This is a genomic window from Mixta calida, assembly GCF_002953215.1.
Classification (GTDB): Bacteria; Pseudomonadota; Gammaproteobacteria; order Enterobacterales; family Enterobacteriaceae; genus Mixta; species Mixta calida.
Genome location: NZ_CP026378.1, coordinates 1,272,944 through 1,286,208 on the forward strand (window position 1 = coordinate 1,272,944; position 13,265 = coordinate 1,286,208).

The 13,265-nt window shown below is 51.3% G+C and carries 11 protein-coding genes and 1 pseudogene; 8 read left to right on the forward strand and 4 right to left on the reverse strand.

What is annotated here, in order from left to right; genetic code table 11:
* Positions 1–5 precede the first annotated feature (5 nt).
* On the reverse strand, positions 6–2,630 hold the full coding sequence (gene copA / locus C2E16_RS05950; protein WP_084970005.1) for a copper-exporting P-type ATPase CopA: 2,625 nt from the start codon (positions 2,628–2,630) through the stop codon (positions 6–8).
* A gap of 675 nt (positions 2,631–3,305) precedes the next feature.
* Between copA and cueR the strand changes: the two genes are divergently transcribed.
* The gene (gene cueR / locus C2E16_RS05955) at positions 3,306–3,713 is read left to right on the forward strand and encodes a Cu(I)-responsive transcriptional regulator (protein WP_038627520.1); all 408 of its coding nucleotides are present in this window, start codon (positions 3,306–3,308) and stop codon (positions 3,711–3,713) included.
* Here cueR and C2E16_RS05960 read toward each other — a convergent pair.
* Positions 3,710–4,168, reverse strand: coding sequence for an NfeD family protein (locus C2E16_RS05960; RefSeq protein ID WP_038627518.1), 459 nt, complete (start codon positions 4,166–4,168; stop codon positions 3,710–3,712). The two genes, cueR and C2E16_RS05960, sit on opposite strands and share 4 nt — an antisense overlap.
* A pseudogene (locus C2E16_RS05965) lies at positions 4,168–4,749 on the reverse strand (SPFH domain-containing protein); the annotation flags it as partial. The pseudogene C2E16_RS05965 and the gene C2E16_RS05960, both read right to left, overlap by 1 nt.
* Positions 4,750–4,847: 98 nt before the next feature.
* On the opposite strand from C2E16_RS05965, the gene C2E16_RS05970 reads away from it, so the two are divergent.
* The gene (locus tag C2E16_RS05970) at positions 4,848–6,275 is read left to right on the forward strand and encodes a recombinase family protein (RefSeq protein WP_167401657.1); all 1,428 of its coding nucleotides are present in this window, start codon (positions 4,848–4,850) and stop codon (positions 6,273–6,275) included.
* Position 6,276: 1 nt separating this feature from the next.
* Here C2E16_RS05970 and C2E16_RS05975 read toward each other — a convergent pair.
* A protein-coding gene (locus C2E16_RS05975; protein ID WP_085949497.1) for an IS3 family transposase occupies positions 6,277–7,424 on the reverse strand; the annotation gives its coding sequence in 2 pieces (ribosomal slippage) (positions 6,277–7,187 and positions 7,187–7,424; 1,149 coding nt in all).
* A gap of 167 nt (positions 7,425–7,591) precedes the next feature.
* On the opposite strand from C2E16_RS05975, the gene C2E16_RS05980 reads away from it, so the two are divergent.
* The 6 genes from C2E16_RS05980 to C2E16_RS06010 all read left to right on the forward strand — a co-directional run bounded on the left by C2E16_RS05980 (position 7,592) and on the right by C2E16_RS06010 (position 13,189).
* Positions 7,592–7,969 carry a hypothetical protein gene (locus C2E16_RS05980; RefSeq protein WP_084971780.1) on the forward strand — a complete coding sequence of 126 codons (378 nt, stop codon included), beginning with the start codon at positions 7,592–7,594 and terminating at the stop codon, positions 7,967–7,969.
* On the forward strand, positions 7,969–8,364 hold the full coding sequence (locus C2E16_RS05985) for a phage tail assembly chaperone (protein WP_084971782.1): 396 nt from the start codon (positions 7,969–7,971) through the stop codon (positions 8,362–8,364). The genes C2E16_RS05980 and C2E16_RS05985 overlap by 1 nt, the downstream gene beginning before the upstream one ends.
* 314 nt (positions 8,365–8,678) lie before the next feature.
* A complete protein-coding gene (locus C2E16_RS05995; RefSeq protein ID WP_084971456.1) occupies positions 8,679–10,910 on the forward strand; it encodes a hypothetical protein in 2,232 nt (743 codons plus the stop codon).
* A 13-nt stretch (positions 10,911–10,923) separates the two neighbouring features.
* Positions 10,924–11,739 carry a phage baseplate protein gene (locus tag C2E16_RS06000; RefSeq protein WP_084971458.1) on the forward strand — a complete coding sequence of 272 codons (816 nt, stop codon included), beginning with the start codon at positions 10,924–10,926 and terminating at the stop codon, positions 11,737–11,739.
* The gene (locus C2E16_RS06005) at positions 11,739–12,113 is read left to right on the forward strand and encodes a phage baseplate plug family protein (RefSeq protein WP_084971460.1); all 375 of its coding nucleotides are present in this window, start codon (positions 11,739–11,741) and stop codon (positions 12,111–12,113) included. Before C2E16_RS06000 ends, C2E16_RS06005 begins: the two co-directional genes overlap by 1 nt.
* Before the next feature lie 2 nt (positions 12,114–12,115).
* The gene (locus C2E16_RS06010; RefSeq protein WP_084971462.1) at positions 12,116–13,189 is read left to right on the forward strand and encodes a hypothetical protein; all 1,074 of its coding nucleotides are present in this window, start codon (positions 12,116–12,118) and stop codon (positions 13,187–13,189) included.
* Positions 13,190–13,265: the final 76 nt, after the last annotated feature.

Genomic DNA, 13,265 nt, shown 5'->3' on the forward strand with positions numbered 1-13,265 from the left:
GCGTATTATTCAGTCGGGGGTTGATAGCGCAGCAGCCGGTTGGCGTTGCTGACCACGGTAATCGAAGAAAGCGCCATGGCGGCGCCGGCAATCACCGGGCTTAGCAGTGTGCCGGTCAACGGCCACAGCACGCCAGCGGCAATCGGTATTCCCAGCGAGTTATAAATAAACGCGCCCAGCAGGTTCTGCTTCATATTACGCAGCGTCGCTTTCGCAATCGCCAGCGCATCGACTACGCTGTGCAGATCGTGACGCATCAGGGTAATGGCTGCGGTCTCAATCGCCACATCGCTGCCGCCGCCCATGGCGATGCCGACATCGGCCTGGGCCAGCGCCGGCGCGTCATTGATGCCGTCGCCGATCATCGCAACCTTATGGCCCGCCTGCTGCAGGCGACGAATGGCGTCTGCCTTGCCGTCCGGCAGTACGCCGGCGATCACCTCATCCAGCCCGGCCTCCTGCGCAATGGCTCTCGCGGTCACCTCATTATCGCCAGTCAGCATAATCAGCCGGTAGCCCAGCCCGTGCAGGCGTTGCAGCGCGCGCATGCTTTCATCGCGCAGCGGATCGCGGATCGCCAGCAGGCCCGCCAGCTTGCCCTCAACGGCAAGAAATACCGGCGTAGCGCCTTTTGCCGCCAGCTCATCGGCCAGCGCGGCGGCGCGCTCGGCGCTAACCTGCTGCTGCGCCAGCAGCGCCGCATTGCCCAGCAGCATCGGTTTACCTTCCAGCGTCGCGCTAAGGCCCATGCCGCGCAGGGTGCGGAACTGCGCGCCTTCCGGCAGCGCGCCTTCACCGGCGCGGTCGCGTATCGCTTTTGCCAGCGGATGATTCGAGCCCTGTTCCAGCGCCGCTGCCCATCGCAGCACCTGCGTTTCGCTGAAACCCTCAAAGGCGACGATCTGCGTCACCTGCGGCGCCCCCTGAGTAAGGGTGCCGGTTTTATCAAATACCAGCGTATCCAGCTCGCTGGCGCGTTGCAGGGCGTCGGCGTCGCGCACCAGCACGCCAAACTCCGCAGCGCGTCCAACGCCAGCGATGATCGACATCGGCGTGGCGAGGCCCAGCGCGCAGGGACAGGCTATAATTAATACAGTGGTGGCGATCACCAGCATATAGACCAGCGACGGCTGCGGTCCGAAGAAATACCAGACGGCGGCGCTGAACAGGGCGATCAGCACCACGGCCGGAACGAACACCGCCGAGATGCGGTCAGCCAGCTGCCCGATAGCAGGCTTGCTGCTTTGCGCCTGGCGCACCAGCTGAATAATGCGCGACAGCGTGGTATTTTTTCCAATCGCGCTGGCGCGAAGCAGAATCGCGCCATCCTGCACCAGCGTACCGGCATGAATCGACTCGCCCTGCGACTTATGCTGCGGCAGCGCTTCGCCGGTCAGCATCGACTCTTCCATCCAGGCTTCGCCTTCGCTAATCACGCCGTCAACCGGCACGCGATCGCCCGCCGTCAGACGCAGGATCATGCCCAGCTGCACGTCGCTTAACGGCACGGTTTTCTCGCCGCTCTCCGTTATCACGCGCGCCGTCGCCGGGGTTAAGTCCAGCAGGCGCTCCAGCGCTTTCGACGATCGCTGGCGCGCGCGCTGCTCCAGCGCATGACCAAGGTTTATCAGGCCGATGATCATGGCGCTGGCTTCATAATAGAGATGGCGCGCGGCGGCTGGAAAAAAGTCGGGCCACAGATTGACGCTGATGGAATAGAGCCAGGCGGTGAGCGTGCCGAGCGCCACCAGCGTATCCATTGTGGCTGAGCCATTGCGCAGGCTGCGCCATGCGCTGCGATAAAAATGACCGCCGGCGACCACCATCACCAGCAGCGTCAGAACGCCAATCACCAGCCAGCCGCTGCGGTTGCTGGCGGTCAGCATCATATTGTCACCGAACAGGCCGTAAACCATCAGCGGCACGCCTAACGCCAGCGCCAGCGCCGACTGCCAGCTGAAGCGGCGCATCGCCTGGCGCGCGCTTAACTGTTGTTTCTCGCGCCGTTCGCTTTCGTCGCCGATCACCTCCGCGCCATAGCCAGCGTTCACCACGGCGGATACCAGCGCTTCCGGCTGCGGCGAGCCGATAACCAGCGCGCTGCGTTCGGCAAGGTTGACGCGCGCCTGATGCACGCCGTCGACCTGCGCCAGCGCCTTTTCCACCCGGCTGACGCAGCTGGCGCAGCTCATTCCTTCAATCAGCAGCTGGTAGTTTTCCGCCGCCGTATCGGCCTGCGCCGGAAGCGAAGCGTTCTCTGCTGGCCTGCTTTCCTCCGGAAGCGGGGCGTTCCCCGCTGGACGGTTTTCTGCCGGTTGCAGGATGTTCTTCGCTGGCTGAGTCTCTGCCGGAAGCGTGGAGTTGTCCGCTGTCAGCGCTTCCGGCGTCGGTTCTGATACTGTCAGCGGTTCAGCCTTTGGGCGCGAGCTGTCCTGGCTGCTGGCCTGATATCCCGCCTGTTCAACGGTGGCGATCAGCGCTTCTGCGGATGCGTCGCCGGTTACGCGCGCTTCGTTCAGCGTCACCTCGGCCTGTTGCACATCGTCGCGCTGTTCCAGCGCATCTTTAACGCGTTTAACGCAGTGGCCGCAGGAAAGGCCGTCCAGCGTTAACAGAGTGGTATGTGACATAAAGCATCTCCTTTCTGCCTGCGCAGAATCAATGACTGAAGTAATAAGGGTAAACCTTCCTTTAAGGGGAAGGTCAAGTTTCCTCAGATAAGATTTTACCGGGGCGGCAGCGAGCGTCATATGCGTAGACGCGGGGCACAGAATTAACCGGCATAACGCAAGAGGCCAGAAGCGCCGTTGGTCTGTGGTTAAGCGGGGTTCGTCTGCGGTGATAAATAAAAAAGGATATGTTGGCTGCGATCATGCCGCGGCTATCTTTTTATAATAATGGCGCGTTTTATACCGCATCGCGCCACCTTACCAACAATTAACAGCCTTATTTAACGCTTTTTACTAACCCTATTTACGGGCAACGTTTTTCGGCCTCTTTTGATCAACATCACGTTCAGCAGGTAAAAAAGTATAACGGCCTGGGCAGGTAGGTTAAGGACGGAAAATAAAAATCATTATCGGCCACAGTCGTAAACAGCCGCGTCAATAATCCATAAAAAAAGCGATGGCGGCGTCTTAAAATGTTTGTTTGCCGATCGAACTTGCTGCGATGCGGCGGCCAGCGCTTGAAGGGCGGGTTTCAGTTTCCGTCGCTGACAAATAGCGTTATAAATGGGAGGCGTCGGCCTCAGGCTGCCGGAGCGGGAAAGAGAGACTGCCCGTAATCAACCGAAGGGGGATAAGATGAATATTAGCGATGTAGCGAAAAAAACCGGTTTAACCAGTAAAGCGATCCGCTTCTATGAAGAGAAAGGGTTGGTGACGCCGCCGCTGCGCAGCGAGAATGGTTATCGCAGCTACACGACGCGCCACCTGGAGGAGTTAACGCTGCTGCGCCAGGCGCGTCAGGTCGGTTTTAACCTTGATGAGTGTCGGGAGCTGGTGCACCTGTTCAACGATCCGGCGCGCCACAGCGCGGATGTAAAAGCGCGCACGCTGCAAAAGGTAAAAGAGATCGAGGCGCATATATTTGAACTGAACCTGATGCGTGAACGGCTGTTGGCGCTGGCGGAAAGCTGCCCCGGCGATGAGCGCGCGGACTGCCCGATCATTAATAACCTTGCGGGCTGCTGCCATCGCGCGGACAGCTAACGCGTCGTTTCCAGCGGCGCAATCCGCAGGGTAACGCCTTCCACGCCGGTGACCACGACCCGCGTGCCGGCAGGCAGATCGTGATCGGCCTGCACGCGCCAGCTGCCGTCGCCGATACGAACATGCCCCAGTCCGTTCACCAGCCCTTCCGTCAGCGTCAGCGACATGCCCGTCATCTGCCGCGCGCGCTGATTGAGATGCATATCAGGCTGCCGCTGCTGTCGGTATGCCAGCCAGCGATACCAGAGAAACGCGGCGATCAGCGTCAGCAGGGCGAACAGTACGCCCTGCGTCTCCCAGGTGAAGGGCAGCAGCCAGCGAATCAGACCTACCGTTAGCGCGGCGATGCCGCTCCACAGCAGGTAGCCGTTGGAGCCCAGCATTTCGGCAATCAGCAGCAGTCCGCCCAGCGTCAGCCAGAACCAGTGCGGATGATTGACGATGGCGGCCAGCATTATCTGTCGCTCCGCGTGGGCCGCGTTTCATTCAGCAGCTCGCTGATGCCGGCGATAGAGCCCATAATGCTGGTGGCGTCCAGCGGCATCAGCACCACTTTGCTGTTGTCGGCGGAGCCGATTTTTTGCAGCGCGTCGGTATATTTCTGCGCCACGAAGTAGTTTACCGCCTGTACATTGCCTGCGGCGATCGCCTCAGAAACCATGGTGGTAGCGCGCGCTTCCGCTTCGGCGGCGCGTTCGCGCGCCTCCGCCTGTAAAAATGCCGCCTGACGCTCGCCTTCCGCCTTCAGGATTTCCGACTGCTTCTCGCCCTCGGCGCGTAAAATCGCCGCCTGAGGGATGCCTTCCGCCGCCAGAATATCGGCGCGCTTGGTGCGCTCCGCCTTCATTTGGGCATTCATCGCCGCGATCAGCTCCTGCGGCGGACGCACGTCGCGAATCTCGATACGCGTTACCTTTACACCCCACGGGTTGGTCGCTTCATCAACAATATGCAACAGGCGGGTATTGATGCTGTCGCGCTGCGACAGCATTTCGTCCAGCTCCATCGAACCCAGCACCGTACGGATATTGGTCATAATGCCCTCATAATAATGATTATAAATCTAACATTCTGAAAATATCAGTGTGATGTTTAATAATAGGGGCAATAAAGATGACTACGAATATACACAAGATGACACAGGCAATCAGCTACGTCCGTTACTCAAGCAAGATACAGCAGGAAGGGGATTCAGATAGAAGACAGAATGAGCGAGTTGCAAAGTGGCTCTCAGAACACTCAGGCTTTAACTTGGTTGAAGAGTACAGTGATGAAGGCTTGTCTGCTTTTAGTGGCGCACACCTTGCAGCAGGTTCTGATCTGAATCGACTGTTGATGGACTGCAAACGAGGTATCTATCAACAGGGTGCTGTCATTTTGATCGAGGCATTCGATAGATTGTCCCGTGGTGGGATTGATGCTACCCAACAGCTTGTACGTGAAATTCTTCTGACAGGGATGAGGATCGTTATTCTTCAGGACAACCCTGATAAATTCTATGACCGTTCAGATCTCAATGATGCATTTGCAGTTATCACCATTGCCATCAAAGCACAGGCTGCTTTTGAGGAATCAGAGAAGAAACAAAAACGCGGTCTGATTAACTGGTCACAGAAAAGGCTACTTGCAGCACAGGGAAAGATCATGACTCGTGCTTGTCCTGCATGGTTAAGGGTAGATGAAGAAGGTACACGCTTTGAACCGGTAGAGCCTCATCTGTCAACTGTACGCAGGATCTTCAAACAAAGGCTTGCAGGTGATTCTATGTCACGTATTGCCAAAAGCCTTAATGATGACCTCACACCAAACTTCAAAGGTGGTGTGCAAAAGTGGAATCAGACGACGATACAGCAGCTATTGAAGAATCCCGCTGTCTACGGGTGTAAGGTTGTTTCTTCTCAGGCAACAAAGGATGTCAAAGCGTCTGCTGAGCCAATTGAAAACTACTACGTCTGGACGAACAAGCTGACAGGTAAGCCTGAAGTAGCTATACCTTTGCATGAGTTTCAGCAGGTGAACCAGATTGTTACTGCATGGGCAAAAGGGCGTTCAGCAGGTAGCAAAGACGATGCACGCTTAGTCAACGTATTCAAGACTGTGCTGGTATGCGCTCACTGTGGCGCGTCAATTATCCAGTCCAGTATTAAGCCTATGAACCCTAAGCATTACACCTACGGGTATTACGTCTGCTCTAACAAACGGTTAGGCAGATGCAAGGAGGCTAAAGCTATCCGCCGTGACGATGTTGAAAACGCCATCATACAGGGGCTGTTGTATAACACCAAAAGGCTACTGTCTGGAACAAAGGCTACTGAGAATGAACTCGTTCAGATGCAGGCAGAGGAAACGCTGATCCAGGACAAGCAAAGGAAACTTGTTGATCTATTGCTGGATGACCGTATTGATAAAGAAACCTATAACACACGGTACGATGCTCTGACGGCAAGCCTTGACCAGCTTCAGAAGCAGATTAATCAACACCGTCAAACGGTCTCCTGTGACTTCCCCACAGAGTTTGTGCGGAACATCGATCTGAACGATAAAGTGAATCGCCACGGATAATCTAGACACTTCCGAGCCGTTGATAATACTGGTTTTCATATTCTGTCGGTGACATCTGTTCGCTAGAACCATGCCGACGCTTACTGTTATAAAACATTTCGATGTAATCAAAAATATCACTGCGGGCTTCTTCCCGCGTTCCGTAGATCTTTTTCTTTATCCGTTCACGTTTCAACAACTGGAAAAAACTTTCTGCAACCGCATTATCATGGCAGTTACCGCGACGGCTCATGCTACCCTCCAGGCCGTGTGATTTCAGGAACGACTGCCACTCATGGCTTGTGTACTGACTGCCCTGATCCGAATGAACCAGCACCTGTTTTTCGGGATTACGCCGCCATACAGCCATCAGCAGTGCGTTCAGGACAATGTCCTTTGTCATCCGGGATTGCATGGACCAGCCGATAATTTTGCGTGAGAACAGATCAACAACAACGGCAAGATACAGCCAGCCTTCGTGGGTCCTGATGTAGGTTATGTCCGTTACCCAACGCTCATCAGGAGCATCCGGATTGAACTGTCGCTGGAGCCTGTTGGGTGACACGATACTGGCCTCGCCTTTACGTGCCCGCGGGCTTCGGTATCCGACCTGAGCCTTTATTCCGACACGTTTCATCAGTCTCCAGACTCTGTTTACTCCGCACTGTTGCCCGCTGTCACGCAGATCCAGATGGATTTTGCGATAACCATAGACGCATCCCGATTCCAGCCAGAACTGTTTAATCTGTCCTGTCAGTCTCAGGTCTGCCTGATGGCGTTGTGAATGCGGCTGCTGAAGCCAGGCGTAAAAACCACTGGGATGAACATCCAGCACCCGACAGAGCAGGCGAACAGGCCAGCAACAGGAGTTGTCACGGATAAAGGCGTACCTCAGTCGGACAGCTTTGCGAAGTACGCCGCGGCTTTTTTTAATATGTCCCGTTCGTCGGTAACCCGTTTCAGCTCTTTCTGGAGACGGCGGATCTCGGCCTGAGCATCTGACTGTTCTTTATTAGTGGAAGAATCCGGACCGTACTTCTTTATCCAGGCATAAAGGCTGTGGGTGGTGATATCGAGACGTGTTGCAACGCTGGCAACAGAATAACCGCGATCAACAACCTGTTTGACTGCTTCAGTTTTAAACTCTTCGGGATAACGCTTACCGCTCATGGGCACCTCTCTTTAAGCCATCTTAAATGACTCTGAGGTGTCTGTTAAACCCGTGGCGATTCAATAACCGCATTATTCGTGATTCTCATACGAACATCTCCCTATGTTAATTAACTCCCGACAGGGTGTTTCCTTGATGCTCTGTCACAGCTATAAGGCTCTATAAGATGACAACTAAAAACCGTGATCACCTGTTTAAACCTGGTCAATCTGGAAATCTTAAGGGGCGTCCGAAAGGTTCAGGCAGCAAGTTCAAAGGCACACTCTCACAGCTTCGTCAGCTTGATGACCTGGATCTGACCCGTCAGTTTCTCCGTGCAGTGGTAACCAGTGACATCAAAGTTCTTGAAAAGCTCGGTATTACAGATGCGCCCACCGTTACAGCAAAGATTACTGCTGCAAAGGAACTTAACAAGGTCAATGCTGAGATTGCTCAAAAGGACAAAGAATCCAAAGCACAGCAGGCTGAAACTCAGACAAAGACTTCTGATACAGCACGCCCGCAATTCACCACAGTCGCAACGATCAAGACAGGTACAAAATAATGTTCAACAACTCCGTTTCTAAAGAATTCAAAGACAAAGCAGGTGATACAGTGACCCTGAAAATTCAGCTTGTGCCTGGTAAGAAAGGTGTAGCACTCGCCTCAAAACTCATGGCTGTAGCTGGTGGTCTTTTCCAGTCTGACCAGCAGTTTTCTCTTGCATCTGCTCTTATGGCTGTTGCTGACAAGATTGACTTCTTTGAAGTCGCCTCAGTCGTGTTTGAAGGCGCAGTAGTCCAGTCTGCTCAGTCCAACTATGAAGATTTCCCTCTGAACGCTGACAAGTTCTTCGCTGGTAACTATGGGATGTTTGTTGACATGCTGGCGTTTGCACTGGAGGCAAACTTCGGAAGTTTTTTCGAATCTCAGATGTTGGGTATGAAGACCCAAGCTTGAGACTGAATTGGGGTAAGAACGCTACAAACCCAGAAGTGTTAGCACCTGCTTTTCAGTCGTTCGACAAGATGAAAGACAAGATCGATCAGGTCGATATATTCATCCTTAACATCTATAGCAACAAGGAATGTCGTGAAACGCTAACAGCACTCTATGACATGACTTTTCCTGACCTCGTCAAACTTCATAACTACCTAATTTTCAAAGCATCTTTGACCACGCTTCAGCAGCATGCTCAGCACCTGAAGCTTGAGCAAATTCACAATTCTAAATAGTCCCCGCTCGAAGCAATTTACCCTACAAGGATCATCACAATGGCTGGTGATAAACAAGTTATTGAGTCGTTTAGTATTGACCTGCTACTGAACTCTCCCAAATTTTTACAACAATTACAATCAGTTGAAAAAAAAGTTAACGAGGCTGCTCGACGTATTGAAAAGCGTCTGACAAATGCGTTTAACCTACGCAACAAGGGTGCTGCTAACGTACAAAAAGATCTTAACAAGATCGTCAAATCTACAGAGACCGCTGCAAAGCAGATGAACCGATCTCTGACAAATGCGTTTAACGTTCGCAGTAACAACGGTAATTTTCGCCAGTGGGTTCAGAACGCTGAACGCAGCGCTAAACGTGTTACCAATGTAATTGACCGTGCTAATCGTCGCATGGGTGCTAATGGTGGTGTTCATACCGGTGGCACTGGTGGTGGTCAACCTCGCCTGACATCTGAACAGCGTCTTGAGCGTCAGTATCGTAACCGTATCGCTCGTATGGCTGATAATGTTCACGCTCAGTTCTATGGCTCGACTATGGAACGTTTACAGCGTGGAGGCCATACACAGCAGGTTAACCAGTTCAGATCACAGATCCGTGACGCTTATCTTCGTAATCGTGCTTCTGGGGACACAGCAGCATTCAGACGCGAAGTGAGAGAAGCTACACAAGCACAGCGTATGTTTCTTAACTCTCAACGTTCATCAGCTTCTACTACAACTCGTCTAACTGGCGAAACGGAAGGGCTGATCGGTAAGTTCTCTACACTGGCTGTGGGTATTCTTTCTGTACAGGCTGCACTTGAATATTTCAAACAGTCTCTTGTTGAAGGTAATGAGCGTACTCAAGCAGGGATCATGCTCGGTGCTGCTTACCAGGATAACGCTCCTGCTATCACTCAACAGGTTAATGAGTACGCACAGAAATTCGGTGTCAACAAGACACAGGCTCAGCAGCAAGCAGCCATTTTACGCCAGACACTGCCAACCAGTTTATTCAAAGATGAAGAAATCCCGCGCCTTATGCAGACGGAAAGCATCTTTGGGCATCAGACAGGGGCAAATAATGAAGCAATCGCGCGACTAAACTATGTGCTGCCTCAGATCGCGAGTTCATCAAGCCTCATGGGACAAGATTGGCTTCAGGTCAGTAACAGTGTGCCTGCCATCGTCCGTCCATTATTAGAACTCACCAAGACAAAAAACGTTGGCGAACTGAAAAAATACGCTAAATCTATCTCTGGCGCAGAATTCGCCAAATTGATGATTCAGGCAATGGAAACGCTCGCTAATGACGCTAAGGTCACCGCAGCAGCGATGAACTCCATGCAAGCTAATATTGGGCGTTATCAGAATGCTGTACAGGATGGTCAGGTACGCTTCTTCAACGGTTATAGCGACGGCTTTAAAGCACTTCTTCAGTCCCTGACAGGTTTCTTCAACGCCTCTAACAGTAGCCTTGAAACGCTTGGTCGTGGTGCTGGTTATGTCTTTGAAAACCTCGCTACGATGGTAGATAACATCGGTGTTATGGCTATCCGTGCAACCGGATATTTCAACGAGTTCAAGCAGATTGCTGACGATCTTTTCAAGAAACTCCCAAAAGGCGTACAGGATGCACTGAATGATTCCGGTAATACCGCTACTCAGGCACTGACAGTATATGCTGCATACAAAACCCTGAGCGTAGTTGGTAGGAAATTCCTGAGCCTTTTCTCAGGGACAGCCGCAACAGTTGCTTCTACAGAGGCTGCTACCGTAGCTGCTACAGGTGCTTTAGGGCGTTTGTCTGCCTTTTTTAGTGGCTCCCTGTTACCTTTCTTGGCAATGGTTGAGCTTGCTGCTAATGCCGACAAATTGATCGGTTCTGCTAACAGCCTGCGGGAAAAGATGGGCTTCAGTGATACCAAAGGCTTCAGCGAAAGAGCAGAGTCACCTGATGCCACATGGCTCGATAAACTACTTGGTTATAACCCGTCTCAGATGTGGGATTGGTTCAAGGGTAACATGCAAGATACACCTGCTTTTCAGGGGAACTGGACAGGTGCAACATCTCCAGCAGGCATCACACCAACTGTACCTTTCATGCCTCCAATGCTCCCACCTAACAAGATTGATGGAAGCATCAAGCTAACAATTCAGGACAGTAACGGTAAGGTCATGTCACAAGGCATTCTTAACCAGGGTAACGGTTTCAGCCTGTCACTTGACGCTGACAGTATGAATAACCCTTGGCAGAGTGATATTTCTAACTACTCGTTTGAACAATATTAATAAGGGCTTGTTAATGGCTACTCTATCGGGCTACCAAGTGCAGCCCTTAAGTTTTTCGAACAAAGACGGAATTCTCTTCAGTCCAATGGATGACCTTTCAGTGTTCTTGAATATGTCAGCTACGACTGAAATGAACTACAACACAACAATGAACGTTACAACCTCACCTGTAATGTCAGGGGCAAACGTAGCTGATAACTTCAGCCGTCAACCTAAGCGTATTGATCTTTCTGGTGTAGTAGTGCCTCAATACAATGGCGTTTTCTTCATGACACAGGATTCAGGATCTGTTGAAGATTTCATCACTACGGTGGAACTCTGGAGAGACCAGAAGCGCCTCGTACATGTGATGTGTCAGGATGGTATCTCATTGGACAACTGTGTGATTGCAAACTTCTCAGCCAGAAAAGACAAAGCAATCACCAATGGTCTCAACGTGGATATGAGTTTCGTACAAATCGACATTGTTAAAGAAGCGACTAAAACCACTGTTAACGGCGTACCTGCTGAGAACGTAAATGGTAGTAAAGCTGGTGCAAAGACGAAGACAAAAGCTGTTGAAAGCCTGAAGAGTGCAGGTAAAGCGTCTACCACAGAGACACAATCAACCCTGAACTGTAAGGCACTTCTTGGTCAGTCTGCTGAATGGCTCGATAAACACCAGAAAGCATTGTCAGCAAGAAACTCCTGTCAGCAGTCTGCTGAGAAGGGTGCTTCTCACGGTCAGTACATCTACACCTTCAGCCCATCAGAAGAGGTTATGTCAGATGTCCGTAATAGCCTTAATTCTCAGGGTGTTAACCAAACCATGAAGGAGGGGTCACATTAATGAGTTATGAAATTAACGTACCTTCCTCTTCGTGGAGTACCCAAACTGTGACGCTCGACGGAAACCTTTTCCGTATTGAACTGAAGTACAAAGAACGTACAGAACGCTGGTATATGACGCTGAAAGACAATACTGGTGTGGACATCCTGACTGAGAAGAAACTTGTAGACGGTCAGGTGATTACAGGTCTTTGGGATCTTCCAGGCGTACAGGGTGCAATTGCTGTTCAGCGTAACTACGGTACAGATGTTTACCCGACCTATAACACGCTTGGCCCAGGTAAGCAGTTCTCTTTGGTCTACCTGACTGAAGATGAATACACACTTCTCCTTCAGACTGAAGATAACTCTAACTTTGTTGCGCGAGGTAACTGATAATGGCACAGGGCGTACCTATTCGCGTTTATCAGGTTACCATTGGGACTGAAAGCGCAACGTTCAGCAACACACCAGGACAACATAACTCATCACAGATGGATGCTGTGATCTTCAATAATATCAGGATGGAAGGGCGCGTATCGGTTGATAACAGTCCGACCACTACGAGCAGCGATGACGTTGAGTTTCGTTTCTACAACCTGAACAAGACAACCCGTCAGGCTTTGATGCAAGAGAATGCAACACTGATGATCAAGGCTGGCTATGACACGTCATGGCAACGTGATTCTGAAGGTAACATTATTACTGAGTATGACAGCCTACCGATCATCTTTATTGGCGGTATCGTTCACGCTTATACGAAGAAAGACACTGGCTCAAACGATGTTGTGACAGTGGTCAACTGTAGTTCTGACCATAAAATCCGCAACATGACTAAGGTGTCTGTAGCCTATAAGCCAGGTACTACCAAAGCTGACGTTATCAAAGACCTCGTTAAGCGTCTTGGTTTCCCTGTCAGCCGTATGGAACTGAGCAGCCTTGGTGATACCGCTTATCCATCTGGTAAGTCTGTTTATGGACAGCTTGATCATGCTCTGACCCGTATCTGTAAGGAATGTGGTCTTCAGTACAGCATTCATAACGGTACAATCAGTGTTCTTCGGTCTGATAACCAGCCAGCAAAGGGAAGTAACACCAGTGTTGATGCCTGGTTATACACACCCGCTCAGATTATGGAACTTGACGCTTACTTTGAACAGAAATCTGTAAAGCTGGTGGCAAAGAAGACTGGTTCAAATCGTGGTAAGTCAAAAACGCCTGAAGACGAGACAGTCACCACTAAGAACGGTGTCCGTACAAAAACCCGCCACGGGATCATGATGAAGTCTCAGCTTAACGGTAATGTGAAAATGCATGACTTCGTTAAGTTGGATGGACTGAACGCGGTAATGCCCGATGGTTCAGACGGTGATCTAAAGGATGGTGTCTACCGTATAATCAGGATCGACCATTCGATCAATTGGCCTGAAGGTGAGTGGTCAACAGGGTTAAAACTTGTAGAGGTACAGTAAGTTGGCTGCACTCTTAACAGAGTGTGGTCTTTTTTTGTATCTGGAATAAGCATGTATTTAGTATGAAAAATACACA